The sequence below is a fragment of the Janthinobacterium sp. PSRC1-1 genome, assembly GCF_049897525.1.
Lineage (GTDB): Bacteria > Pseudomonadota > Gammaproteobacteria > Burkholderiales > Burkholderiaceae_D > Janthinobacterium > Janthinobacterium tructae.
Genome location: NZ_JAFCWK010000010.1, coordinates 180464 through 204608, shown reverse-complemented (window position 1 = coordinate 204608; position 24145 = coordinate 180464). Strand labels below are relative to the sequence as shown.

The following is a 24145-nucleotide window of genomic DNA, read 5'->3' as shown; positions in this document are numbered from 1 at the left end:
TAAAATGGTGCTTCCTGCTTTACGACAGCGACAAGTTTTGGGGCTCTCTGCACAGCATGCTGAAACCACACGCCACTTGCGATGATGATGCCGCCCTGGCGGCATCCGACATGGTCCGTATTCTCGACGTCGAGAACGGACTGGGCCGCATCATGGGCGACCGCATCCTGTACCTGAAGATCCTGCGCCGCTTCCTGCATGACCACGGCACCACGCCGTGCCAGATCCGCGCCGAATTCGATACCGGCAACTATGCTTCCGCGCGCCTGAAGGCGCATACCCTGAAAGGCGCCGCCGGCATGATCGGGGCACGCCACGTGCACGGCCTGGCGACCACCCTGGAGTCGGCACTGCGTGCGCAGGCGCCCGACCTGGCCCAACAGATGCTGCAGCTGGAACTGGCGCAGGATCAATTGCTCGGCGCAGTCAGCAGCATGCTGGGCACGCCGGAGACCACCCACACGGCGGCGCAAGACGTGGCGCCCGACCCGGCCGCGCCGGCCATCCAGCTGCTGCTGGCGCGCCTGGCCAGCCATCTGCGCGAAGGCGATGGCGCGGCCATCGACATCCTGGAAAACTCGGCCAGCCTGCTGGCCGCCAGCCTGGGTGTGCACGTCTACCAGGAAGTGGCGGCCGCTGCGCATGAGTTCGACTTTGACGGCGCGCTGGCGGCGCTGCTGCGGCGGCGCTAGTCTCCACGCTCAAGGGTGGTATTGCGCCTCTTCCGCATACGCCACGCCACAACTCTTGCAACAGAAACGGCGCACGGCGTCTAGCGGCTTGTCGCAATACCAACATGCGCCTTTCGGCGGCAAGGAAGCGATCAATTCCGGCATGGCGGGCAGTGGGCGCGCCACTACCTCATCCCCGCATTCCACGACATCCGGCTGTTTGCTGTCCATGGCGCTTCCTTTCCTAGCGGCACTTCAAGGCCGCTCAGCAAGATTACGTCAGCGCAGTTTGGACTTCATGATAATTCTCAACGGGGCAGATGCTAGCCTTGCTTCCGATAGCTGCGCACCGCGTCATTGGCCTGTTCGTCAATAATTTTTTGCCACTTCGCCTGCCCCGCATACTTGGCAGCCAGGCGCTTCCACTGCCGTTGGGCAAGCCCGCACGATTGTTCGATGGCTTGCGTGATCTCGCGCTGGCGCGCCTTGTCGTTGTCATCCCACTCGCCGGCAAAATGCTCGCACATCTGGGCGTTCTCGACGAACCGGGCCACGTCGCGCGGCAGTTTTTCCTGGGCGCCAGCCAGCATAGGCAGGCAGCCCAGCATGAAAGCGAGCACAAGCTTCATCAACCGCTCCTTACTTGCCGATGCAGAAACGGCTGAAGATCACGCCCAGCAAATCGTCAGGCGAAAATTCGCCCGTGATGCTCGACAGCTGCACCTGCGCCAGGCGCAGCTCTTCGGCGAACAGGTCCAGCGACTGGTCGTCCTGCGCCGCGTGCGCGGCGGCGATGTCCAGGTGCTTGCCGGCCGACTTGAGCGCGATCAAATGGCGTTCGCGCGCCAGGTACAGCGATTCGCCCGTCTGCTGCCAGCCGGCAATGCGCAACAGCTCGGCGCGCAGCAAATCGATGCCGATGTGCTCGTGCGCCGACAGATACACGTGCGTGGCATCCGGCAAGGCATCCACGCCGGGCTTGTGGCCAGAGAGATCAATCTTGTTCCACACGCGCACCACGGGCACGCCTTCGGGGAAGGCGGCGACGATGCTTTCATCGGCCAGCGTGGGGCCATGATCTGCGTCAAGCAGGTGCAGGATGACGTCGGCCTTGCCGATTTCGCCCCAGGTGCGCTCGATGCCGATGCGCTCGACGGCGTCGATGGTGTCACCCGCGCTGCGGATGCCGGCCGTGTCGATGATGTTGAGCGGAATGCCCTCGATCTGGATGGTTTCGCTGACCTTGTCGCGCGTGGTGCCGGCGATCGGCGTCACAATCGCCACGTCGGCGCCGGCCAGCGCGTTCAGCAGCGACGATTTGCCCACGTTCGGCTGGCCGGCCAGCACGACATTCAAGCCTTCGCGCAGCAGCGCGCCCTGCGCCGCCTGCGCAAACACTTTATTCAGCGCTTCGATGACGGCCTTCAATTGGCCGCGCGCATTCGATTTTTCCAGGAAATCGATCTCTTCTTCCGGGAAGTCCAGGGTCGCCTCGACCAGCATGCGTAAACCCGTCACCTGCTCCACCAGCGCGTGGATCGTCTTCGAGAACGCGCCCGACAGCGATTGCGAGGCGGACTTGGCGGCCGCTTCCGTGGACGCGTCGATCAGGTCGGCCACGGCTTCGGCTTGCGCCAGGTCCAGCTTGTCATTCAAAAAGGCGCGGCGCGTGAATTCGCCCGGCTCGGCCAGGCGCAAGCCGTTGTCCTTGCCCGCTTCGAGCACGCGCGCCAGCAGCAGCTGCAACACGATGGGGCCGCCATGGCCCTGCAATTCCAGCACGTCTTCGCCCGTGTAGGAATGCGGGCCCTTGAAGTGGATGGCGATGCCCTGGTCGATGATGCTGCCGTCACTTTCCGTGAACGGCAAATAGGTGGCGTGGCGCGGTTTGAGTTGCTGCGCGCCGAACAGGGCCGTCATCAGGGGAGCGAGGTTTTTGCCGGAGGCGCGTACCACGCCGATGCCGCCGCGCCCTGGGGCGGTGGCGATGGCGGCGATAGGGGAAGAGTCGAGTTTCATGGGGATATTGTAATAGGTACGGCAAGGGAAGGTGCAGCAACGTAGGTCGGCTTAGCGCGCAGCGCGTAAGCCGACGCAGCACACGCTGGCGATAGTGTCGGATTACGCGTGGCCTTGCCACGCTAATCCGACCTACAAGAATTAAAAAGCCCGCACTAGGCGGGCTTTCTGTTCGCTGGCCGGAATTACTTGGCGGCAGGCGCGTATTTCTTGGTGATCACCCATTGCTGGCCGATCGACAGGACGTTGTTGACGACCCAGTAGAGTACCAAGCCCGACGGGAAGAAGAAGAACATCACCGAGAATGCCAACGGCATGAACAGCATCATCTTCGCTTGCATCGGATCGGCCGGGGCCGGGTTCAGCTTGGTCGTGATGTACATCGAGATCGCGTACAGCACCGGCAGGATGCACCATGGGTCATGCTGGGCCAGGTCGGTGATCCAACCGATCCATGGCGCGCCGCGGATTTCCACGGACGCGTTCAAGACCCAGTACAGGGCGATAAAGACGGGCATCTGGATCAGGATCGGCAGGCAGCCGCCCAGCGGATTGATCTTTTCCGTCTTGTACAGCTCCATCGTGGCCTGGTTCATCTTTTGCGGATCGCCTTTGAAGCGTTCGCGGATCGCTTGCATCTTCGGCGTGACCAGTTTCATCTTGGCCATGCTGCGGTAGCCGGCGGCCGACAGGGGGAAGAACGCCAGCTTGATCAGGATCGTGAAGGCGATGATGGTCCAGCCCCAGTTACCCAGCACGCTGTGGATCTGTTCCATGACCCAGAACATCGGCTTGGCGATGATGGTCAGCCAGCCGTAATCCTTGACCAGTTCCAGGCCAGGCGAGACGTTTTCCAGCAGATGCGCGATTTGCGGACCCGAGTACAGCTTGCTGTCCATGCTGGCCGTGGCGCCTGGCGCCAGGGTAGGCAATGGCAGCACGTTACCGATGGCGTACAGGTTGGGGCCGACCTTCTTGGTGAAGATGTCGCGCTTGACGTTCTCTGGCGGAACGAAAGCCGACACGAAGAAGTGTTGCGAAATCGCAAACCAGCCGCCATTCGCCGTGGCCGGGTGCAGGCCCTTCATGGCGTTGTCGTTGCCCTTCTTCTCGTCTTCCAAGGCCGCTTTTTCGATTTTCTCGAACGTCAGCTTCTGGTACTTGTCCTGTGGCGTGTACAGGGTCGGGCCCGTGAAGCTGCTGTTGAAGAACGAATCGCCGACCGGCTTGTTGCCGTCATGCGTCAGCTGCAGATACAGCTGTGGCGTGACGGGCGCCGCGCCCACGTTGGCCACGTCGTGGCGCACGTCGATGACGTAGTCGCCGCGCTTGAAGGTAAACGTCTTGGTCAGCTTGACGCCGCCTTCGACCGCTTCCATCACCAGTTGAATCTGCTTGCCATCGGCCAGGGTACGTACGCCAGGCTGCACGGTGAAACCGCTCGCATGGGTAGGGAAAGGACCGCCCACCAGGCCCGATTGCGCCAGGTAAGTATGGTTCGCGCCTTCGTCGAACAGCACTTCGTTTTGCTTGCCGTCATCAGGCTGACATACCTTGAACAGGCCGAAGCAGCCGCCGAACCAGCCCGGATTGCCCGCGCCCTTGAACTTCAGCAATTCCAGACGCTTGACCTGGCCGCCCAGGGTGTCGATGTCGACCTTGATGACGTCGGTGGTGATGGTAATCACTTCGCGCTTGAACGCGGCGGGATCGACAGCCTCACCCGGCAGGGCAGGCACGCCTGCCGCAGCTGGCAGGGCAGCCGTCTTGGCAGGGGTCGCAGGCGCCTTGGCGGTTTGTTCCGTGTTCGCGGAGAACATCGACGGCTTGCCGTTCGAGATCATCCATTCGTTCCAGAGAATTACCAGCGAGACGGAAAACACGATCCACAGGATGGTACGTTTATTGATATCCATTAGGGTATTTGTCAGGAGTGGTTGCAACCGCAAGCGGTCGTTGAAGATTGTTTAGGGTCGGCCGGCGGCACCGGGTCGACGCCCCCTTCATTCCAGGGGTGGCAACGGCACAGCCGCTTGGCAGCCAGCAGGCTGCCCTTGGCAGTACCGTGCACGCGCAGCGCTTCCATCGCGTAATGCGAACAGCTCGGATAGAAACGACAATTCTGTCCCAGCATGGGGCTGATCAGCAACTGATAAGCGCGCAGCAGGAACAGCAGCAGGGTTTTCATGGCGCGGACGGTGGTGGCGCAGCAACAGAACGGGCCTGGGCGGCGATTTGCGCCGCGAACAGGCGGCTCAATTCTTCACGCAGCTCGGCTTTGAGCTTGGTCGTGGTGGCCGGGCCATCCTTGCTGTTGACGGCGCGCGATAAACGCACCACGCAGTCGACCGGCGGCATCGCGCTGTTGCGAAACAGCTCGCGCGTGACGCGCTTGATCGTGTTGCGGGTCGCCGCGCGTGGCGCGAAACGCTTCGCCACAACGACGCCCAGCCGCGCATGCGGCAATTGATTATGTCGGGTATACAGCACAAAATGCGCTGTTTTTTGCGAAGGGCGCAAACGAAAAACGGATGAAAATTCATCCGTTTTAACGATACGCCGAACGCGCGCGAAGTCGTGTGAACCTTCGCGTTGATTGCCGACTGGAGTACAGCTAGCCACGCGATCAGCTGTCAACGACAAGCCTATACGGCCAGACGTTTGCGGCCCTTTGCGCGACGTGCGTTGAGCACATCACGGCCACCACGGGTAGCCATACGAGCGCGGAAGCCGTGCGTACGCTTGCGGCGAACGACGGAAGGTTGGTAAGTACGTTTCATGTTGGTCTCGCTAAAAACAAAAAAAATGCAAAATCGGGTCTGACGTCCCGTCAGTTTTTGGTGCCAATGACAATCGCGCACTTATGCCAAGGCACAAGCTGGCCAATCTCATCGCCCGCTTAATCCACGCTTAGTCCATATTGTCGTTCCAAATGAATAAACACGGAATACGGGCGGGGAACCCTGAATTATTCAGCATATGCCCCCCTCTTGTCAAGGATTGCCGTGATCGCCCGGAAATTTTCGCGCCGAACCCCATCCACCGGCACGCCCCCGCCACAGGCCGCGCCAGCACTGCCTGCATCGGGATAACCGGGGGATAAGTCGCCTCTTATACACACGGCGCCCCACCCCGCCACAGAAAAATAACAGCCGTGCCTGTGGATAACTTTGGCAGTCGGGAGTAGAATAGCGCGTTACGTGTGGCGAGCCCTCGCGCGACGCCGGCCTTGCAACACGGTGAACGCAGGGCAGAATCGATACGCCCTCCCACACCTTTTCACATAGACATACATGGATAATTTCTGGCAGGCCTGTTCCGCGCAGTTGGAACTGGAGCTGACACCGCAACAATTCAGTGCGTGGATCAAACCGCTTATCCCTCTCGATTACGAAGAGGGCAAGCTGCGCATTGCTGCGCCCAATCGCTTCAAGCTCGATTGGGTCAAGACCCAGTTCGCCAGCCGCATCACTGCGCTGGCCATACAGTACTTCGAAGCGCCCACGGAAGTGCAGTTCGTGCTCGACCCGCGTCTGGCCCTGCCGAAGAAACCCGTCACCGCCAGCACCCCGGCCAGCGATCCGAATGGCGGCGCGCCCAGCGCGCGCGCCGCGGAACCGCAGCCGAGCGTGCCGGAACTGAGCATCGGCGCGGCGCCGCGCCGCGAGCAGAGCCGCATCAACACCGACCTGACCTTCGACAGCTTCGTGACCGGCAAGGCAAACCAGTTGGCGCGCGCCGCCGCCATCCAGGTGGCGAACAATCCGGGCGTGTCGTATAACCCGCTGTTCTTCTACGGCGGCGTCGGCCTGGGCAAGACCCACTTGATCCACGCCATCGGCAACCAGGTGATGGCCGACAATCCGGGCGCGAAGATCCGCTACATCCACGCGGAACAATACGTTCGCGACGTAGTGACCGCTTACCAGCGCAAGGGTTTCGACGATTTCAAGCATTACTATCACTCGCTCGACATGCTGCTGATCGATGATATCCAGTTCTTTGGCGGCAAGAGCCGCACGCAGGAAGAGTTCTTCTATGCGTTCGAGGCATTAATTGCCGCAAAGAAACAGATCATCATCACCTCGGATACCTATCCGAAGGAAATCACGGGCATGGACGACCGCCTGATTTCGCGCTTCGACTCGGGCCTGACGGTGGCCATCGAGCCGCCGGAACTGGAAATGCGCGTGGCGATCTTGCTGAAAAAAGCCAAGCAGGAAGGCGTGACCTTCTCCGACGACGTGGCGTTCTTTGTCGCCAAGCACTTGCGCTCGAACGTGCGCGAGCTCGAAGGCGCGCTGCGCAAAATTCTGGCGTACTCGCGTTTCCATGGCAAGGACATCACGATCGATATCGTCAAGGAAGCCCTGAAGGACTTGCTGTCGGTGCAAAACCGCCAGATTTCCGTGGAAAACATCCAGAAAACGGTGGCCGACTTCTTCAATATCAAGGTCGCCGACATGTATTCGAAGCGCCGGCCCGCGAATATCGCCCGCCCGCGCCAGATCGCCATGTACCTGGCCAAGGAATTGACACAGAAGAGCCTGCCGGAAATCGGCGAGCTGTTCGGCGGCCGCGACCACACCACGGTGCTGCATGCCGTGCGCAAGATCGCGCTGGACCGCACCAAGAACCCGGAATGCAACCACGAATTGCATGTACTGGAGCAAACGTTGAAGGGCTAACAACACCTGACAAAACCTGCTGCGCGACGCGCTTTGCGGCCTGCGATGCTCACCGTGCTCTAGCACGGTTGCGCTTCTTAGCCACAAATCACTGCCGCTCGCTACGGTTTTGTTCGGCGTTAAGCACAACTTGGCAAGACTGGCTCAAAACGTGCTTTACCCTTATCATCTGGGAGGGCGCCGCAGCCGGTCTGTCGGGGCTCCCTATGGCAATAATTGTTAAATTAATACGTTAAGCATCGTACTGTTCAACCTATACATTGAGGATAAATATGCAATTGGTCAAAACCACCCGAGATACCCTTCTCCGGCCACTGCAGATCGTGAGCGGTATTGTCGAGCGTCGGCACACTATGCCGATTCTGGCCAATATCCTCATCCGCAAAGACGGTGAAAATGTCTCCTTCCTGTCGACCGACACCGAGGTGCAGATCACCACGCACGCGCAAATCGGTTCCGGCGCGGACGTGACCGGCACCACCGTGGCCGCGCGCAAGCTGCTGGACATTTTGCGTGCCCTGCCCGAATCGGGCGACGTCACGATGACCCTGCTCAACAAGCGCCTGACCGTGCAAACGGGCAAGTCGCGCTTCGCCCTGCAAACCCTGGCGGCGGAAGAGTTTCCAACCGTGCAACAGGCAGAAAGCTACAACGCGTCCGTCACCCTGCCCCAAAAAACGCTGAAGCACCTGTTCAACATGGTGCATTTCTCGATGGCGCAGCAAGACATCCGCTATTACCTGAACGGTTTGCTGCTGGTTCTGGATGGCAATCATGTCATCGCCGTGGCCACCGACGGCCACCGCCTGGCGTTTTGCCAGGTCGCCACCGAGCAGACGCTCGCGCGCCAGGAAGTGATTATTCCGCGCAAGACCATCATCGAACTGCAGCGCCTGCTGGAAGAGAACGATGAGCCGGTGCAGCTGGACATCGCCGCCAATCAGGTGAAACTGACCTTTGCCGACATCGAGCTGATCTCGAAGCTGGTGGAAGGCAAGTTCCCCGACTACACGCGCGTGATTCCAAAAGGCTACAAAAACGACTTCACCATCGGCCGCGATGAACTGCTACGCTCGCTGCAACGTGCCGCCATCATGACCAGCGACAAGTTCAAGGGCGTGCGCTGCATCATCACCCCGGGCAGCATGAAGATCAGCTCGACCAATGCGGACCAGGAAGAAGCCGTCGAAGAGCTGGAAATCGACTACGGCGGCGACTCCGTCGACATCGGCTTCAACGTGACGTATCTGCTGGACGTGCTGAACAACCTGAAATGCGAATACGTCAACATCGCGCTCGGTGATTCGAACTCGTCCGCACTCATCTCCATCCCGGACAATGCGGACTTCAAGTACGTTGTCATGCCGATGCGGATCTAAAGTCCACAGCCGTGACGTAGGTCGGATTAGCGCAGCGTAATCCGACATGCTGAATCGCCGTCTGTCGGGTTACGCCGTTCCGGCTAACCCGACCTACGCTCATCAGCCAGCAGCCCCGAATCAATCAGCAATCGTTATTTGAGAAAGCAGTCCATGTCCGAGAATCCACAAGACACCCCGATCCAGGCCAAAACGGAAGAATACGGCGCCTCCTCCATCCAGATCCTGGAAGGCCTGGAAGCCGTGCGCAAACGCCCGGGCATGTACATTGGCGACACCTCGGACGGCACCGGCTTGCACCATCTGGTATTCGAAGTGCTGGACAACTCCATCGATGAATCGCTGGCCGGCCACTGCACCGATATCCACGTCACCATCCACAGCGACAATTCGATCTCGATCACCGACAATGGCCGCGGCGTGCCGACCGGCCTGAAAATGGACGACAAGCACGATCCGAAGCGTTCGGCGGCGGAAATCGTCATGACCGAGCTGCACGCGGGCGGCAAGTTCGACCAGAACTCGTACAAGGTATCGGGCGGTTTGCATGGCGTGGGCGTGTCCTGCGTCAATGGCCTGTCGAAATTGCTGAAACTGACCATCCGCCGCGATGGCAAAGTGCATCACATGGAATTCGTGCGCGGCGTGCCGCAAGACCGCCAGATCGTCATGGTCGGCGACATCGCGACGTCACCGATCAAGGTCATCGGCGAGACGGACAAGCGCGGCACCGACGTGCATTTCTGGGCCGACGAAGAGATTTTCACGCATGTGGAATTCCACTACGAAATCCTGGCCAAGCGCATCCGCGAACTGTCCTTCCTGAACAATGGCGTCAAGATCAAATTGTCCGACCAGCGCACGGGCAAGGAAGAAATCTTCGCCTTCGAAGGCGGCACGCGCGGTTTCGTCGAGTACATCAACAAGGCCAAGTCGGTCTTGCACCCGACCATTTTCCAGGCCACGGGCGAGCGCCTGTCCGACCAGGGCACGAACATCTCGGTCGACGTGTCGATGCAGTGGAACGATGCCTACAATGAACAGGTGCTGTGCTTTACGAATAACATCCCGCAACGCGACGGCGGCACCCACCTGACGGGCTTGCGCGCGGCCATGACGCGCGTGATCAACAAATACATCGATGAACACGAGTTCGCCAAAAAGGCGAAAGTGGAAATCAGCGGCGACGACATGCGCGAAGGCCTGACCTGCGTCTTGTCGGTGAAAGTGCCGGAACCGAAATTCTCGTCGCAGACGAAAGACAAGCTGGTGTCGTCGGAAGTGCGCGGCCCCGTCGAAGAGATCGTCGCCAAGACCCTGGCCGATTACCTGCAGGAAAAACCGAACGACGCCAAGATTATTTGCGGCAAGATCGTCGAAGCGGCACGCGCCCGTGAAGCGGCCCGCAAGGCCCGCGACCTGACGCGCCGCAAAGGCATCATGGACGGCCTGGGCCTGTCGGCCAAGCTGGCCGACTGCCAGGAAAAAGACCCGGCCCTGTGCGAACTGTACATCGTCGAGGGTGACTCGGCAGGTGGCTCGGCAAAACAAGGGCGCGACCGCAAGTTCCAGGCGATTCTGCCGCTGCGCGGTAAAGTGCTGAACGTGGAAAAAGCCCGTTTCGAGAAAATGCTGTCGTCCGAGCAGATCACCACCCTGATCGCCACGCTCGGCACCTCGATCGGACCGGACGAGTTCAACGTCGAAAAACTGCGCTACCACCGCATCATCATCATGACCGATGCGGACGTCGACGGCGCCCACATCCGTACCCTGCTGCTGACCCTGTTCTACCGCCAGATGCCGCAACTGGTCGAACGCGGCCACATCTACATCGCGCAACCGCCGCTGTACAAAGTGAAATCGGGCCGCGACGAGCGCTATCTGAAAGATGACGCCGAAGAGGCGAGCTACATGATGACGGTGGCGCTGAACACGGCCGTGCTGGTGCCGCGCACCGGCGCGGAAGGCATTTCCGGCGAAACGCTGACGGAACTGGTGCGCAAGTTCAACCTGTCGAACACCATCATGACGCGTCTGACGCGCGTCATCGACCGCGCCGCCCTGACGGCCATCATGACGGGCGTGCAGCTGGACCTGTCGACGCTGGACCTGGCGGAAACCTCCGCCCTGGCCCTGCAGACAGCCATCAACGACAGCGCCGTGCGCGTGCATGTGCGGTCCGACGACTTGTCGGAAAAACACATGCTGCGCATCGAACGCATGCACCACGGCAACATCAAAGTGACGGCCATCGACGCCGACTTCGTGCAAGGCCCGGACTACGCCGTGCTGAGCAGCGGTGCCGCCACCTTCGAAGGCCTGATCGGCGAAGGCGCCTTCGTGCGCCGCGGCGAAGGCGAGCGCACGAAGGAAATCGCCGTGGTCGACTTCCACCAGGCCACGCAATGGCTGCGCGACGAAGCCGAACGCACCGTCTCGAAACAGCGCTACAAAGGTCTGGGCGAAATGAACCCGGATCAGCTGTGGGAAACCACGATGGACCCGACCGTGCGCCGCCTGCTGAAGGTACAGATCGAAGACGCGATTGCGGCGGATCAAATCTTCACGACCTTGATGGGCGACGACGTGGAACCGCGCAGAGCGTTTATTGAGAACAATGCGCTGCGTGCGGGGAATATCGACGTGTAAGCCAGCCTCCCTGGTTTCCGTTGCAGCCAAGGCGGCCCTCTTCAGGGCCGCTTTTTTTATGCGAGCCAGAATTTACGACAAGGCCGGCTTCCAGCTGGTCGAGGAAGAGGCGCATCACAGCGTTGGCAAGGACTTGGTCGGCCAGATGCTGGGGCGTGGCCGGTAAGCCGGCGCTTGCCAGCTCCTGATGTGAAAGCGACTGTGGCGGCGGCAGGACACTGGCCGCCGATTTCCTGGCCCATCTCCCCACTGCCCCCCAGAAACCAGTACACTAGTTCCTGAGCGCAACTACTTTTGTACGTGCGCCATGTCGCCTGCCGTTGCCGGGAGGCTTCCCTGCCGCAAGGCTTGTTGTCTGCCTGGACAAATGCAATGTTCACTTCGCGCAGCCTGTCTCCTGCCTTCTATTACCTGTTCTTTTCAGGAGAACGGGAGCAGCAGCAGCGCTTTTTCAAGGAACTGCATTTCATTTCGATAGCGATCCTGACGTTTGGCCTGGCTTGCTGGCTGGTCACGTTCAGCCTGCCCCTGTCGCGCGCTTCGCTCGATCATGCGCAGGCGGCACTGGGCGTGACGGGCATGCTGGTGGGGCTGTTGCTGACCGTGTATGCAAAATCCTTGCACGCCATCATCGTCAGCGGCAGCATCAGCGTGCTGTTCATCGCTTTCGGCTTTCGCGTGCTGATGCTGGGCACGGAAGATCCCGCTTTCTGGGTGTTGCCACTGGGCGTGATGATCACCTTGACGACGGCGCCCATCTTCAGCGGCATCGCGTATTACCTGGGCGTGTCGCTGTGCGTGTGGGCCATCGTGGGGCTGGGGCAGTTTCCCGTGCATGCGGGCCAGGCCGACCAGCATTGGCCCGTGCTGGCCGTCACCATCAGCGTGATCATCGGCCTGGCGCTGAATATCTATTTTCTCGTCTTGCGTATCCATAACTACCGCTCCCAGCGCGAACTGGCGACGATGGCCTACAAGGATGGCTTGACCGGGCTTAACAATCGACGCATGTTTACACAAAGTGCCCGCATCCTGCAGCGTACGGCGCACACACCCGCGTATTTTTTAATGATCGACATCGACGACTTCAAGCAAATCAACGACGTGCATGGCCATGAGGTGGGGGACGAGGTGCTGAAAAAGATCGCCGACGTCATCGCGGGGCTGTGTGGCGAACACCTGTGCGGCCGCTTGGGCGGCGAGGAATTCGCCATCATTTACCTGGGCGAAAAGAACGCGGCCTGCGCCTTTGCCGCGCAACTGGTCGACAGCGTCGAGGCGGCTTTCGTACCGGAACGCAAAGTGTCCGTCAGCATCGGCATGGCAGAAATGCTCAAGGAGGCGGACTTGTCGCACAGCTACCGGCGTGCCGATGAATCCTTGTACCAGGCCAAGAAAAGCGGCAAGAACCGCTACGTGCTCAACGCCGCCTGAACATCGCCGTTGGGCGTGGCATCGAGCAGCGCCAGCAAGGCTTGCGGTGAAATCTTCCACGGGTCGCGCTGCTCCGGGTCTACCTCATCCCAGCTGTCCTGGGCACCGATCTTGAGGATGGTCAAGGCAATGTGCTTGCTCTCAAAGAAGGCCAGCATGCGGCGGATCAGCTGGCTGACCCTGGCATGCTCGTCCGTAAATAAGGCGCAGGTATAGAAGCAGCCCTTCTCTCCCATGCGCAATTTCCTGGCCGCGCCGACACGCGAGTGGAGCACGTACTTGGACAGGAACTCGGTCACGACCTCATCGTCGACGGGAATACTGCAGGAAATGGTGATCTTGGCCATGGCAACGGGAACAGTGATTCAATCGCCAAGCTTAGCAGAATTGATTTTTTCCTGAAATGCTAAGATCGCGGCGCGCGCATGCCGGCAAGCGGATCGGCATGGCGTCTCGACAAGGATTGCCATTGAACACCCCAGGAAAATTCACTCTGCGCATGCTGTCGCTGTGCGCCGCCCTGTGCCTGCCGCTTTCCAGCATGGCGCAAGCCATTTCTGCCGAAGACGCCGCCTTCGTGGCGGCCACCGTGCCCGTGCCTTCGCCGCCGCTGCGTCTGAGCGCGCATCCCGAGATCCGCGCCGACGTGTTCAAGCTGCTCGGCTATGCGCGCGGCAGCTATACGCAGGACAATACCCTGATCGCGCGCCAGGTGCTCGACAGCATGCACTCGCTGGACGACATCACGCGCACCCTGCTGCCCGACGGACGCTCGGTGCTGGCTTCCATCGATGCCGGCACGCGCGGTGCATGGCGCGCCGCCATGCTGTTCGACCCGCAACGCAAGCTGTTGGCGCTGGGCCTCGTCAATGGCCATTGTGCCCCCGCCTGCCTGCCGTCCACGCATGCCGTGCTGACACTGTTCCTGCCACCAGGTGCAGAGGACGAGATGGCCGCGCCGCTGCTGGTGTGGGCGCGGCAGCGACCACCGATGCTGGCACAGGCTGCGCCGGAGCAGCGGCAAAGCATTGCTGCGGTGGAATACATTACCACCCGCCCCGGCCAGCCCGGCTGGGAGCCGCACGACGTGCCGCCCGGCTTTCCCGCCAGCCTGCTGCACCTGCTGTTGCCGAATGCGGAACTGAACAGCAGTTCCAGCGGCGACGAGCCCCTGCCCGATGCCAGCATCACCCTGCGCAGCTATGCCGATTTCCATTGGGTACTCAACACCTACGCCAAGCTGGCCAAGGGCGCGCAAGTGCAGGGCCATGACGACAAGGTGGTCTTCAGCGGCAGCGATACGAGCGGCCGCTACACGGTGACCTTGCGCGAGCCAGACAAGGAAAACGGCGTGTTGATCACCGTGGCCAGCTGGCAGACAAAATAAGCGTGAGCGCAGGGAAAACATTGCCATTACGCACAGGAGCATGGCATTTTGGCATTTTGCGGTATGATTTCGGGCCGTGCGGCGCGGCCCGCTCCCTGCCTTGCCCACACGGCCCTTCAAGCCAGCCACGCTTGCGTAGCATCCTGCCCTAAGGAATCATATGTTCGGTTTTAACTTGCGCGTCGCCAAGATGGTGTGGACGGCTTTCCTCATCGCCTTCCTGCTCTTTCTCACCTACAAGGTCTCGTCGACCCTGATCGTGGTGGTGTTTGCCGTTTTCTTCAGCTATCTCGTGTATCCGCTGATCGGGCTGCTGGAGCGCCATGGGCCGAAGCGCCTGCCGCGCACGGCCAATATCGGCATCGTTTTCCTGGTGGTGATCTTGCTGGTGGCGATACTGGGTTCCATCTTCGGGGCGCGCATCGAGGAAGAGGCGATCAAGCTCAGCGATCAGTTGCCGACCCTGCTTAAAGGCAATAATTTTGCCGAGCGCATCCCCTTGCCGGAATTCATGGAACCGTTGCGCGCGCGCCTGCTGTCGTTCATGCAGGCACAGCTGAGCAGCGGTACGGGACAAGCCATGCCGCTGGCGAAGGAACTGGGCTTGACCGTCATGCATGCGGCCAGCAACCTGATCTATCTGGTGCTGGTGCCCGTGCTGAGCTTTTTGCTGATCAAGGAAGGGCCGGACATGCGCGATGGCTTGCTGTCCCTGCTGAACCGCCCGAACAAGAAACTCTGGGGCGCCATCATCGATGACCTCGACATCTTGCTGTCGCGCTATGTGCGCGCCCTGCTGCTGTTGTCGATCGCCACGTTTGTGTCCTACAGCATCGCCTTTTCCCTGATGGGCGTACCGTACAGCCTGCTGCTGGCGGGCGCCGCCGCCTTGCTGGAATTCATCCCGTTTGCCGGCCCGCTGGCGGCCGCCGTCATCGCTGTGGTCGTGGCCGGTTTCAGCGGCTACGATCACGTTTTCTGGCTGATCGGCTTTATCGCCGCCTACCGCTTGTTCCAGGATTACGTGGTCAACCCGTATTTGATGAGCGAAGGCGTGGAAGTGAGCCCGCTGATGGTGATCGTCGGCTTGCTGGCCGGCGACCAGTTGGGGGGCGTGGTGGGCATCTTCCTGTCCGTGCCCGTGATGGCGGCCATCAAGATCGTCTTCGTGCGTGCGCGGGCGGCGCTGCAGGCGCGCCATGATGCGCATGAGAAAGCGGAACAGGCGGCAGAGGAAGCGCGCGCCCAGGCCTTGGCCGAGGCGGCGCGATTGCAGGAACAGGGCAGCAAGGTGGCCCTGGAAGCGCAGTAACTTAAGCCGTCACTTAGAACTCTTCCCACTCGCCGCTGTTGTCGGCGGCCGGTTTCGCTGGACGCGGCTTGGCGGCGGCAACCGATACCGGCGCCAGGCGCATTGCCGGGCGTTTCAAGGCTGTGCTGGCGGCGGCCACGACAGGCTTGCGCAAGGCGGGCTTGGCCGCTGCCGGGCCGCTGTGGGCGGCGTCGAGTTTGAAGATGCTGACCATTTCGGCCAGCGCCGCCGCCTGCTCCTGCATCGCTTCCGAAGCGGCTGCCGCTTCTTCCACCAGTGCCGCATTTTGTTGCGTCACGGTATCCATTTCCGCCACGGCTTGATTGATCTGGCCGATGCCCAGTTCCTGCTCGTGGCCGGCGGCGCTGATTTCGCCCATGATGTCCGTCACGCGGCGGATGCTGGCCACGATTTCGTCCATCGTCGTGCCCGTCTGGCTGACCAGCGCGCTGCCGGCACCCACATTCTGCACCGACGCTTCGATGAGCACTTTAATGTCCTTGGCGGCGCTGGCCGAGCGGTGCGCCAGGTTGCGCACTTCCGTGGCGACGACGGCAAAGCCACGGCCCTGTTCGCCCGCGCGCGCCGCTTCCACGGCCGCATTCAGGGCCAAAATATTCGTCTGGAAAGCGATGCCATCGATCACGCCGATAATGTCGGCGATCTTTTTCGACGATTCGCTGATGGAGCCCATGGTATTGACCACTTGCGCCACCAGCGCGCCACCCTTGACGGCCACGTCCGAGGCGGAGACGGCCAGCTGGTTCGCCTGGCGCGCATTGTCGGAATTCTGCTTGACGGTCGAGGTCAGTTCTTCCAGCGACGAGGCCGTTTCTTCCAGGCTCGACGCTTGCTGCTCCGTGCGGCTCGACAAATCCAGGTTGCCCGAGGCGATTTCATTGCTGGCCGTGGCGATGGCGCCGCTGCCGTCGCGCACGCCGCGCACGGTGGTCGACAGGCGTTCCTGCATCTGTTTCAGGCCGCCCAGCAAGGCGCCCATCTCGTCGTTGCGCGTGATGACGATGTCGTTGGCCAGGTTGCCGTCCGAAATGGCACCGAAATGGCGCAAGGCCTGGTCCAGCGGGTCGAAGATGGCGCGCAGCAGCAAGAAGCTGGAAATAATCGTCAGCAAGGCGCCGACGATCATGCCGCCGATGGCCATGGCCACCTGGGTCTGGTAGCTGGCCTGGCTGGTCGCATACATCGCGGCGGCAGAGCTGGCCTGGTATTGCGTCAGGGTTTCTGCCGCCTGGTCCAGGGTGCGGTAGAGAACCGACAAGCCCGTCATCATCAGCTTGTCCGCCTGCTCGATATTGTTTTCGCGCAAAGCCTTGCTCATGGCCAGCATGCCATTGTTAATATAGTCGTTGCGCTTCTTGTCCATGTCGTCGGACAGGCGCTTTTCTTCCGCACTTTGCGGCAAGTCCAGGTACACCTTCCAGGACTTGTTGGAAGCGTCGATGAATTGCTCGGAGCGCAACAGGATATCCTTGGCATCGGCCGCATCCGGGTGCACCATCACGCGGTCCATCGTGAAGCGGGCACGGCCGAGGGCGATTTGCGATTCGCCGATCGCCTGCGTCGACGCCAGCTGATTGCTGTAGACCTCATTGAGGTTGTTGTTGGCCGATTTCAGGCTGATGATACTCATCACGCCCAGCAAGGCGATCAGCACGCCCAGCACACTCATGGTGGCAATCAGGCGCATTTTTATTGTTATATTCGACAGCATGCAATTTTCCTTGGTAAGGGCGCAACCATGCCTGTGCATGCCGGACGGATAACGGCAAGCGCCAGATGGGCGGGGCAATTCTTAATTGTTCAGGACAAAGTTCGGTCGATGGAGCGTGACTGGCGGCTGGGGGAAGGCGGCCCGCTCATCATCGTCAGGAGTGAAATACGGGGCAACAGGGTTGAGGTTTCCTGTACTTTTAATTTCCTGATCGCAAGATACAGGGAAAGATTACCAGTAGCAACATCCAGCCGGGATTTTCACGCTTTGTAACAAGCGGATGATGTTTTTTGCGCAGAACTGGCATGCCGCAATCGTGCGCGGTCGCGCCGGCATGCCAGGTATGTTAATAGATGGTTTCCGTAATGAGCTTGCCGTCGAGCATGGCCAGCATCGCCTTCTTTCACGGCCCCTGTTTCACGTCGTCGACATACAGGCCGCCACCGCCAGGTTCGACCCACTGGCCCTGCTTCTTGCCATGCACATAGTTGCCCTGCCATTGCACCACGCCATCGATGCGGCGCTCGCTGGGACCGTCCAGGCGGTCTTTCACAAAATGGTCGTAACCGGTGAAGCTGTGCATGTCCGCTGCGCGCCATTCGGCCACGCCCGGGTTCACTTCCCAACGCCCCGTGCGCTGGCCTCGCTGCATCATGCCCGTGGTGGTTTCGTCGCCGCTTGCATACGTCCATGGTCCTTCCGCCTTGTCGTCGACAAAGGCGCCGGACGAGCGGATGGTGTTCGGCTCCTCGAAGTGCCATACGCCGGTACGCTTGCCCTGCGCATACAGGCCTCGGGCAAACACGCTGCCCACGCAGCCATGCACGTCGTATTCGATGAACGGTCCGTCCTGGCTGGCGGCAAAGCGCTGCGGCTGCGTTTCCCAGGTGATCCACTTGACGTGGTAACTGGGTGCGCGGCTCCCTTGCCAGCCCTTGCCCAGCAGATACGTGACGGTCAGAAAATGGCCATCCTTTTCCTGGAAGGTTTTTTTATAGGCAAACGCAGGCGCGTCGGTCGGTTTGCCCGGCAGTAACTCGCCATCGATATTGAAATAGCCGACCAGGGCGCCGTGCGCATGCTCGATGGCGTCGAATTCGGCCACGCCCGAAGGCGTGTAAGCGATGCTGTAATCGATCAGCTGCAAACGGGCCAGCGCCGCGCGTACCCGCGCTTCATCCATGACCTTGGCACCGCGCACGATGGCGTCCAGCACGGGCTGCAAAGTGCTCACCTTGAACATCTTGCCGCCGCTGCGCTCGTAGCGGTAGGCGTGCAAGCCATAGGCATGCGCACTGCGGCTGAGCACCAAGGTGGTTTCGCCTTCGCTGTCGAGGTCCAGCTGGAACACGGCTTCGATGCTGGCATTGCCATACTGGTCCAGGTTCATGCGTTTTTCGCTGATGCCATTGCACTGGCAGTAGTAACCGTTGACTTCGCCATTTTCCCGCAGGAAAGCCAGCACCACGCCGCCGTCGCGGCGCTCGACGGCGCTGGCGGTGGCCATGGGCACGCCTTCATAGAACCGTGCCGCCTGCGCCGGTGCCAGGGCGCCCAGCGCCAGCAGCGCCGCCATCGTGCTCATCCAAAATGTTTTCCGCATGCCAACTCCACTGCCCAAAAGCGCCATTATGCATGGCCGTTCAGGCCGTGCCGGACACCCCAGGACGGTAGCGGCCAAACAGGGGCCGCTGCACCGTCTGCGCCAGCAGCACGCCCAGCAGCGAGATGCCGCCGCCGACCAGGTGATACATATGCATGCTCTCGTGCAGCCAGACGATGGCCAGCAAGGCCGTCAGCAAAGGCAGCAGGTTGACATAGATACTGCAGCGGTTCGGCCCCAGCAGTTTCACGCCTTCGATCCACAGGTAGGACAGCACGATGGACGAGCCGATGCCCGCATAGCCGATCAATGGCAAGGTGGTGGCGTCCAGTCGGGCGCTGCCGGGCGGCAGCAGCAGGAACAGCGGCAGCATGCACGCCAGGGCCGCCAGCGCCTGGCAATAAATGGCTTGCCAGGCGGGAATGGACAGACGCCAGCGGCGCAGCAGCACGCCGTACAGGGCGAAGATCAGGCAGGCCAGCAGCATCAGCGCATCGCCCGCATGCACGCCTTGCTGCAACAGGGCCAGCATATCGCCGCGCCCTACCAGGTACAGCAAGCCGCAAAACGACAGCACGCCGCCAGCCGCCATGCCCAGCGTCAGGCGCTCGCCCAGCAGCAACACGCTGAGCAGGGCCGTCATCAGCGGCGCCAGCGCCGTGACGATGGCCATGTTGGTGGCCGTGGTACTTTCCGCGGCGCGGTAGGACAGGCTCTGGAACAGCGCCATCGACATCACGCCGCACAGCGCCAGCTGCCACCACTGGCGCCGGATGGCGGCGCGGTTGCGCCACAGGGGGAGAATGATAAACGGCGTCATCACCAGCAAGACCAGCACCAGGCGATAAAAGGTGATGGCCGTGGGGGCGATGCTGGACGCGGCCAGCTTCGAGACGACGACGTTGCCGGCCCACAGCAGCATGGCCAGAAACGGATACAGATAGGCGCGCACAGGCATGCGTAGCTCCATAAATGATTGCGGGAAACCATCATGCCGCAGGCGCGTCGCGCCTTCTCGCGCTAAGATGTCCATACCTATCGTAAAACTGACCCTGTTTTTATGGATTGCACCTCCCCCGCCTTTCAGGAATTGCTGCCCGTGACGGCGCGCGCCATGGCGCTGGCCGTCGACTATGCGCATGGCCACGTGATTTCCGTGCACCGCCACACGCATGCACAGTTGCTGTATGCCATCGAGGGCGTGATGACCATCGAAGCGCAGGGCGGGCGCTGGGTGGTGCCGCCCACGCGCGGCGTGTGGCTGCAGCCCGGCATCGCGCACCAGGTGCGCATGAGCGGCGCGGTGAAAATGCGCACCGTCTTCATCGATTGCGCCAGCTCGCCATTGCTGCCGCGCCACAGTTGCGTGCTCGACATCAGCCCCCTGCTGCGGCAACTGATCGTGGCGGCCGTCGACATCGCGCCCGATTTCACGCAAGGCAGCCGCGACTGGCATCTGCTGCAACTGCTGTTGCACGAACTAAACAGCCTGCCCGTGCTGCCCCTGCATCTGCCGCTGCCCTTGGATGCGCGCCTGCACGGCATTTGCGCGCGGCTGATGGCACAACCGGGAGAACAAGTGACGGTGGCGCACTGGGCACAGGAACTGGCAATCACCGAGCGCAGCCTGCACCGGCTGTTCCAGAAACAGACGGGCATGCGCTTTGGCCAGTGGCGCCAGCAGGCGCGGCTGCTGCGGGCACTCGAACAATTGGCGCACGGCAGCAAGGTCATCGACGTGGCGATGGACAATGGCTACACCAGCCAGAGTGCGTTTGCGGCCATGTTCAAGAAACATTTCGGCACCACGCCGACGGCGTTTTACCAGGCAAAAGTCATCGCCGCGTAAAAAAAATGCTGCTATGCATCAATAATCATGGGCGAGAGTCGCCGCTCTTGTTATCATCGCAAGCCTTATCGCACCGCGCCCATCCTGGCAGCGGTGTTGACCTCCATCACACCACCATGACACAGAATTTCTTCCAGACTTTTATCCTGCTCTTGCTCGTCACCGATCCGTTCGGCAACGTTTCCCTGTTCGTCAATGCCCTGAAACGGGTACCCATCGAGCGGCGCTGGAAAGTCGTGGTGCGCGAGTGCATGATCGCCTTCGGTATCTTGCTGCTATTCATGTTCTTCGGCCGCCATTTCCTGAACGCCTTGCAGTTGTCCGAAGTGGCGCTGCGCATCGGCGGCGGCGTGATTCTGTTCCTGATCGCCATGCGCATGGTGTTCCCACAACCGAACGCCGGCAATAGCGACCACGAGATGGCCGGCGAACCGTTCATCGTGCCGCTGGCCATCCCCGCGCTGGCCGGCCCGTCGGCCCTGGCCACCGTGCTGCTGTTTTCCTCGCATGAAGTCAATGAAGTGATCGCCCACGTGGCGGGCTTGACGGCCGTGGCTGTCGTCTGGCTGGCCGTCTTCCTGTGCGCCGAACGCTTGCAGCGGGCGCTCGGTCCAAGAGTCATGACGGCGTTCGAGCGCCTGATGGGCTTGATCCTGACGGCGATGGCCATTGAAATGTTGCTGGCCGGCATACGCGCATTTTTGAAGTCTGTGTAAAATCGCCTTTCATTCATTCACGGAGGTTGGTCCATGAGCCGTTGCGCCCACATTTGCCTGATGGCCGATTACAACCAATGGATGAATGCCAAGGTCTACGCGGCGGCGGCCGGCCTGGCGCCCGGCGAGCTGCAGCGCGAGCGGGGCGCCTTTTTTGGCTCCCTGCTGGCCACCCTGAACCACGTGATGGTGGGCGACACGCTATGGCTGCAGCGCTACGCCAAACATCCGGCCGGCTTCCCCCTGCTCGACCCCATCCGCGCCATCACGCCGCCCGCCTCGCTCACGCACCCGCTGTTCGCGGTCGAGGATTTTGCCGCCATGCACGCGCACCGGCTGTGGCTGGACCAGCTCATCATCGACTGGGCCGCCTCCATCCGCGAAGAAGACCTCGATCATCTGCTGGACTACCGCAACAGCAAGGGACCGAACCGGCGCGAATTCTTCAGCCTGCTCATGCATTTCTTCAACCACCAGACGCACCACCGGGGCCAGGCCAGCACATTGCTGTCGCAAGCGGGCGTGGACATCGGCGACACGGATCTACTGTTTCGCATCCCCAACCATATCGAGGACTGAGGGCAGGCGGCAGCGCCATGCCTTGCGCGCGCCAAGGCCCGCGTCATCCGACGCCGACACCGAAACTGCTGGTCTTCATCGATTTCCTGGCCATCCACATGTTTCCCCAGCGCTGATGTTTCCTGCTGACGCCGCGCTCGTTGTTTCCACACGACAACTTATTTAAGTTGTTACCATTTTTTGAATTTTTCGGAGACTTGATACAAGTTTTTATATTGCAGTGCGAAATTTTGAGGAACAATTACAAACTCCCCGCCGATACGTATAAACCCGTAGTCCAGGCTTGTCGACGTTTTCCCTCACTTCCGCACCACGAAAGCAATCATGTCACTCACACAATTCAAAATCGGCACCCGGCTCGGAATCGGATTTGCTGTCGTCCTCGGCCTGCTGGTGGCCGTCTTGCTCGTCGGCCTGTATTCCATGGGCCAACTGAGCGCACGCACGCACGACATCGTGGCCGACAAGAACGTCAAGATGGCGGCCGCCAACACCATGAGCGACAACGTGCGCAACATTACCCTGGCGATCACCAGCGTGGTGGTGGCGCCGACGGAAGCGCTGGTGCAGGCGGAACTGGCGAAAATCGGCGAAGCGCGCAAAAAATACGGCGCCGCCAAGGAAACCTTGCTAAAGAAAATCTCGACGGACAAGGAAACGGCGTTGATGGCCGAGCTGGACGCTGCCCTGAAATCGGGCGCGCCGCTGAACAACAAGGTCATCGAGCTGCGCAATGCGGGCCAGACGGAAGAGGCGATCGCCTTTTTGACGCAGCAGGCGGCACCGAGCCTGAAGATCGTGCTGGGCGCGCTCGACAGCCTGCTCGCCTATGAAGCGCAGCAGGCGGCGCAGGCGGCGACGGATGCCGAAACGCTGAGCGCCAGCGCGCGTGCCTACATGATTATCCTGGGCAGCGTGGCCGTGCTGCTGGGCGCTTTTGTTGCCTGGATCATCACGCGCTCGATCACCCATCCCATCAATGCGGCAGTGGCCGTGGCCGAAACCGTGGCCTCCGGCGACTTGTCCTCGCACATCGTCGTCAATTCCAGCGATGAAACGGGCCGCCTGCTGGGCGCCCTGAAAGCCATGAACGACAGTTTATTGGGCGTGGTGGCGCAAGTGCGCCATGGCACGGAGGCGATTTCCACGGCGTCGAGCGAAATTGCCGCCGGCAACCTCGACCTGTCGTCCCGCACGGAAGAGCAAGCCAGTTCGCTGGAAGAAACGGCGTCGGCCATGGAAGAACTGACGTCCACCGTGAAACAGAACGCGGACAATGCGCGCCAGGCGAACCAGCTGGCGAAAAGCGCGTCGGAAGTGGCCGTGCGCGGCGGCAGCATCGTCTCGCAAGTGGTCGACACCATGGGCACCATCAACGCCTCGTCGAAGAAAATCGTCGACATCATCGGCGTCATCGACGGCATCGCCTTCCAGACCAATATTCTTGCCTTGAACGCGGCCGTGGAAGCGGCGCGCGCAGGCGAGCAGGGCCGCGGCTTCGCCGTCGTGGCCACCGAGGTGCGCAACCTGGCACACCGCTCGGCCTCGGCCGCCAAGGAAATCAAGGAACTGATCGCCGCCTCGGTGGCCAACGTGGACACGGGTTCGCGCCTCGTCAATGAAGCGGGCCAGACCATGGGCGACATCGTCGACAGCATCGTGCGCGTGACCGACATCATGGGAGAAATCACCTCCGCCACGCACGAGCAAACCATCGGCATCGAGCAGATCAACATGGCCATTGCCCAGATGGATGAAGTGACGCAGCAAAACGCGGCCCTGGTGGAAGAAGCGGCAGCCGCCTCGCAAAGCATGCAGGAACAGGCGGGCGAGCTGGCGCACGTGGTGGGCTTCTTCAAGACAGGCAACCATGTCGCCAGCGCAGCCAGGCTGACGCCTGTGCGCGCAGCACCGGCAGCGCCAGCCATCGCACGCCCCGCAGCCAAGCCCGCGCCCGCGCGCCAGGCCGTCGCGGCAGCGCCGGCACGCCGCGGCAATGCGGCTGCCGAGAGCGAATGGGAAGAGTTTTAAAACACCAGTTTTAATACCAGAGTTTTAACACCCAGCAACATCGCGACGGGGGAAGGCCAGGCAGGAAGTTGCTGCCTGGCTTTTTTTCGTCCG

The 24145-nt window shown here is 61.2% G+C and carries 22 protein-coding genes; 11 read left to right on the top strand and 11 right to left on the bottom strand.

Going from position 1 to position 24145, the window contains the following annotated elements:
* Positions 1-56 precede the first annotated feature (56 nt).
* Complete coding sequence (locus ACP7DW_RS21300) at positions 57-692, top strand: Hpt domain-containing protein (protein WP_426056409.1); 636 nt, start codon at positions 57-59, stop codon at positions 690-692.
* Positions 693-701: 9 nt separating this feature from the next.
* Here ACP7DW_RS21300 and ACP7DW_RS21295 read toward each other — a convergent pair whose 3' ends face one another.
* From ACP7DW_RS21295 to rpmH, 7 genes are all read right to left on the bottom strand, one after another.
* Positions 702-902: a hypothetical protein gene (locus ACP7DW_RS21295; protein ID WP_298400893.1), complete on the bottom strand. Its 201-nt coding sequence runs from the start codon at positions 900-902 to the stop codon at positions 702-704.
* Between the two features lie 92 nt (positions 903-994).
* Positions 995-1300, bottom strand: coding sequence for a hypothetical protein (locus ACP7DW_RS21290; protein ID WP_426056410.1), 306 nt, complete (start codon positions 1298-1300; stop codon positions 995-997).
* 10 nt (positions 1301-1310) lie between these two features.
* On the bottom strand, positions 1311-2690 hold the full coding sequence (mnmE, locus tag ACP7DW_RS21285; protein ID WP_096238198.1) for a tRNA uridine-5-carboxymethylaminomethyl(34) synthesis GTPase MnmE: 1380 nt from the start codon (positions 2688-2690) through the stop codon (positions 1311-1313).
* Between the two features lie 185 nt (positions 2691-2875).
* Complete coding sequence (gene yidC / locus ACP7DW_RS21280; RefSeq protein ID WP_298400881.1) at positions 2876-4606, bottom strand: membrane protein insertase YidC; 1731 nt, start codon at positions 4604-4606, stop codon at positions 2876-2878.
* A gap of 11 nt (positions 4607-4617) precedes the next feature.
* The gene (gene yidD, locus ACP7DW_RS21275) at positions 4618-4878 is read right to left on the bottom strand and encodes a membrane protein insertion efficiency factor YidD (RefSeq protein ID WP_071075105.1); all 261 of its coding nucleotides are present in this window, start codon (positions 4876-4878) and stop codon (positions 4618-4620) included.
* Positions 4875-5327 (bottom strand): ribonuclease P protein component, encoded by a 453-nt coding sequence (rnpA, locus tag ACP7DW_RS21270; protein WP_072457608.1) that lies wholly within the window; start codon positions 5325-5327, stop codon positions 4875-4877. The genes yidD and rnpA overlap by 4 nt, the downstream gene beginning before the upstream one ends.
* An 8-nt stretch (positions 5328-5335) precedes the next feature.
* Positions 5336-5470, bottom strand: coding sequence for a 50S ribosomal protein L34 (rpmH, locus tag ACP7DW_RS21265; protein ID WP_010401996.1), 135 nt, complete (start codon positions 5468-5470; stop codon positions 5336-5338).
* 513 nt (positions 5471-5983) lie between these two features.
* Here rpmH and dnaA point away from each other — a divergent pair.
* The 4 genes from dnaA (at position 5984) to ACP7DW_RS21245 (ending at position 12843) form a co-directional block, all read left to right on the top strand.
* Positions 5984-7378 (top strand): chromosomal replication initiator protein DnaA, encoded by a 1395-nt coding sequence (dnaA, locus tag ACP7DW_RS21260; RefSeq protein ID WP_034781304.1) that lies wholly within the window; start codon positions 5984-5986, stop codon positions 7376-7378.
* 272 nt (positions 7379-7650) lie between these two features.
* Complete coding sequence (gene dnaN / locus ACP7DW_RS21255; RefSeq protein WP_426056411.1) at positions 7651-8757, top strand: DNA polymerase III subunit beta; 1107 nt, start codon at positions 7651-7653, stop codon at positions 8755-8757.
* Positions 8758-8910: 153 nt separating this feature from the next.
* Complete coding sequence (gyrB, locus tag ACP7DW_RS21250; RefSeq protein ID WP_071075103.1) at positions 8911-11409, top strand: DNA topoisomerase (ATP-hydrolyzing) subunit B; 2499 nt, start codon at positions 8911-8913, stop codon at positions 11407-11409.
* A gap of 372 nt (positions 11410-11781) precedes the next feature.
* Positions 11782-12843 (top strand): GGDEF domain-containing protein, encoded by a 1062-nt coding sequence (locus ACP7DW_RS21245; RefSeq protein ID WP_426056412.1) that lies wholly within the window; start codon positions 11782-11784, stop codon positions 12841-12843.
* Here the strand turns inward: ACP7DW_RS21245 and ACP7DW_RS21240 are convergent.
* Entirely contained in the window at positions 12822-13190 is a 369-nt protein-coding gene (locus ACP7DW_RS21240) for a hypothetical protein (RefSeq protein ID WP_426056414.1), read from the bottom strand. The genes ACP7DW_RS21245 and ACP7DW_RS21240 overlap by 22 nt on opposite strands.
* Before the next feature lie 122 nt (positions 13191-13312).
* Between ACP7DW_RS21240 and ACP7DW_RS21235 the strand changes: the two genes are divergently transcribed.
* Entirely contained in the window at positions 13313-14230 is a 918-nt protein-coding gene (locus ACP7DW_RS21235) for a hypothetical protein (protein WP_426056415.1), read from the top strand.
* A gap of 160 nt (positions 14231-14390) precedes the next feature.
* Positions 14391-15542: an AI-2E family transporter gene (locus tag ACP7DW_RS21230; RefSeq protein WP_298400828.1), complete on the top strand. Its 1152-nt coding sequence runs from the start codon at positions 14391-14393 to the stop codon at positions 15540-15542.
* A gap of 13 nt (positions 15543-15555) precedes the next feature.
* On the opposite strand, the gene ACP7DW_RS21225 is transcribed toward ACP7DW_RS21230, so the two are convergent.
* The 3 genes from ACP7DW_RS21225 to ACP7DW_RS21215 all read right to left on the bottom strand — a co-directional run bounded on the left by ACP7DW_RS21225 (position 15556) and on the right by ACP7DW_RS21215 (position 19835).
* Positions 15556-17274 carry a methyl-accepting chemotaxis protein gene (locus ACP7DW_RS21225; RefSeq protein WP_426056416.1) on the bottom strand — a complete coding sequence of 573 codons (1719 nt, stop codon included), beginning with the start codon at positions 17272-17274 and terminating at the stop codon, positions 15556-15558.
* 403 nt (positions 17275-17677) lie between these two features.
* Complete coding sequence (locus ACP7DW_RS21220) at positions 17678-18877, bottom strand: toxin-antitoxin system YwqK family antitoxin (RefSeq protein ID WP_426056417.1); 1200 nt, start codon at positions 18875-18877, stop codon at positions 17678-17680.
* A gap of 40 nt (positions 18878-18917) precedes the next feature.
* The gene (locus ACP7DW_RS21215) at positions 18918-19835 is read right to left on the bottom strand and encodes a DMT family transporter (RefSeq protein WP_426056418.1); all 918 of its coding nucleotides are present in this window, start codon (positions 19833-19835) and stop codon (positions 18918-18920) included.
* 102 nt (positions 19836-19937) lie between these two features.
* On the opposite strand from ACP7DW_RS21215, the gene ACP7DW_RS21210 reads away from it, so the two are divergent.
* The 4 genes from ACP7DW_RS21210 (at position 19938) to ACP7DW_RS21195 (ending at position 24052) form a co-directional block, all read left to right on the top strand.
* Entirely contained in the window at positions 19938-20726 is a 789-nt protein-coding gene (locus ACP7DW_RS21210; protein WP_426056419.1) for an AraC family transcriptional regulator, read from the top strand.
* 116 nt (positions 20727-20842) lie between these two features.
* Positions 20843-21442 (top strand): MarC family protein, encoded by a 600-nt coding sequence (locus ACP7DW_RS21205; protein WP_099764369.1) that lies wholly within the window; start codon positions 20843-20845, stop codon positions 21440-21442.
* A 33-nt stretch (positions 21443-21475) separates the two neighbouring features.
* Positions 21476-22021 carry a DinB family protein gene (locus ACP7DW_RS21200; protein WP_426056420.1) on the top strand — a complete coding sequence of 182 codons (546 nt, stop codon included), beginning with the start codon at positions 21476-21478 and terminating at the stop codon, positions 22019-22021.
* Between the two features lie 324 nt (positions 22022-22345).
* The gene (locus ACP7DW_RS21195) at positions 22346-24052 is read left to right on the top strand and encodes a methyl-accepting chemotaxis protein (RefSeq protein WP_426056421.1); all 1707 of its coding nucleotides are present in this window, start codon (positions 22346-22348) and stop codon (positions 24050-24052) included.
* Positions 24053-24145 lie beyond the last annotated feature (93 nt).

Bases quoted from the DNA above. Each gene is read 5' to 3' on its own strand.
- ACP7DW_RS21290 (WP_426056410.1), bottom strand. From the start codon at position 1,300: ATGAAGCTTGTGCTCGCTTTCATGCTGGGCTGCCTGCCTATGCTGGCT.
- ACP7DW_RS21225 (WP_426056416.1), bottom strand. From the start codon at position 17,274: ATGCTGTCGAATATAACAATAAAAATGCGCCTGATTGCCACCATGAGT.
- ACP7DW_RS21295 (WP_298400893.1), bottom strand. From the start codon at position 902: ATGGACAGCAAACAGCCGGATGTCGTGGAATGCGGGGATGAGGTAGTG.
- gyrB (WP_071075103.1), top strand. From the start codon at position 8,911: ATGTCCGAGAATCCACAAGACACCCCGATCCAGGCCAAAACGGAAGAA.
- ACP7DW_RS21240 (WP_426056414.1), bottom strand. From the start codon at position 13,190: ATGGCCAAGATCACCATTTCCTGCAGTATTCCCGTCGACGATGAGGTC.
- mnmE (WP_096238198.1), bottom strand. From the start codon at position 2,690: ATGAAACTCGACTCTTCCCCTATCGCCGCCATCGCCACCGCCCCAGGG.
- ACP7DW_RS21245 (WP_426056412.1), top strand. From the start codon at position 11,782: ATGTTCACTTCGCGCAGCCTGTCTCCTGCCTTCTATTACCTGTTCTTT.
- ACP7DW_RS21195 (WP_426056421.1), top strand. From the start codon at position 22,346: ATGTCACTCACACAATTCAAAATCGGCACCCGGCTCGGAATCGGATTT.
- yidD (WP_071075105.1), bottom strand. From the start codon at position 4,878: ATGAAAACCCTGCTGCTGTTCCTGCTGCGCGCTTATCAGTTGCTGATC.
- ACP7DW_RS21230 (WP_298400828.1), top strand. From the start codon at position 14,391: ATGTTCGGTTTTAACTTGCGCGTCGCCAAGATGGTGTGGACGGCTTTC.
- dnaA (WP_034781304.1), top strand. From the start codon at position 5,984: ATGGATAATTTCTGGCAGGCCTGTTCCGCGCAGTTGGAACTGGAGCTG.
- ACP7DW_RS21205 (WP_099764369.1), top strand. From the start codon at position 20,843: ATGACACAGAATTTCTTCCAGACTTTTATCCTGCTCTTGCTCGTCACC.
- ACP7DW_RS21300 (WP_426056409.1), top strand. From the start codon at position 57: ATGCTGAAACCACACGCCACTTGCGATGATGATGCCGCCCTGGCGGCA.
- yidC (WP_298400881.1), bottom strand. From the start codon at position 4,606: ATGGATATCAATAAACGTACCATCCTGTGGATCGTGTTTTCCGTCTCG.
- dnaN (WP_426056411.1), top strand. From the start codon at position 7,651: ATGCAATTGGTCAAAACCACCCGAGATACCCTTCTCCGGCCACTGCAG.
- ACP7DW_RS21215 (WP_426056418.1), bottom strand. From the start codon at position 19,835: ATGCCTGTGCGCGCCTATCTGTATCCGTTTCTGGCCATGCTGCTGTGG.
- ACP7DW_RS21220 (WP_426056417.1), bottom strand. From the start codon at position 18,877: ATGCGGAAAACATTTTGGATGAGCACGATGGCGGCGCTGCTGGCGCTG.
- rpmH (WP_010401996.1), bottom strand. From the start codon at position 5,470: ATGAAACGTACTTACCAACCTTCCGTCGTTCGCCGCAAGCGTACGCAC.
- ACP7DW_RS21200 (WP_426056420.1), top strand. From the start codon at position 21,476: ATGAGCCGTTGCGCCCACATTTGCCTGATGGCCGATTACAACCAATGG.
- ACP7DW_RS21210 (WP_426056419.1), top strand. From the start codon at position 19,938: ATGGATTGCACCTCCCCCGCCTTTCAGGAATTGCTGCCCGTGACGGCG.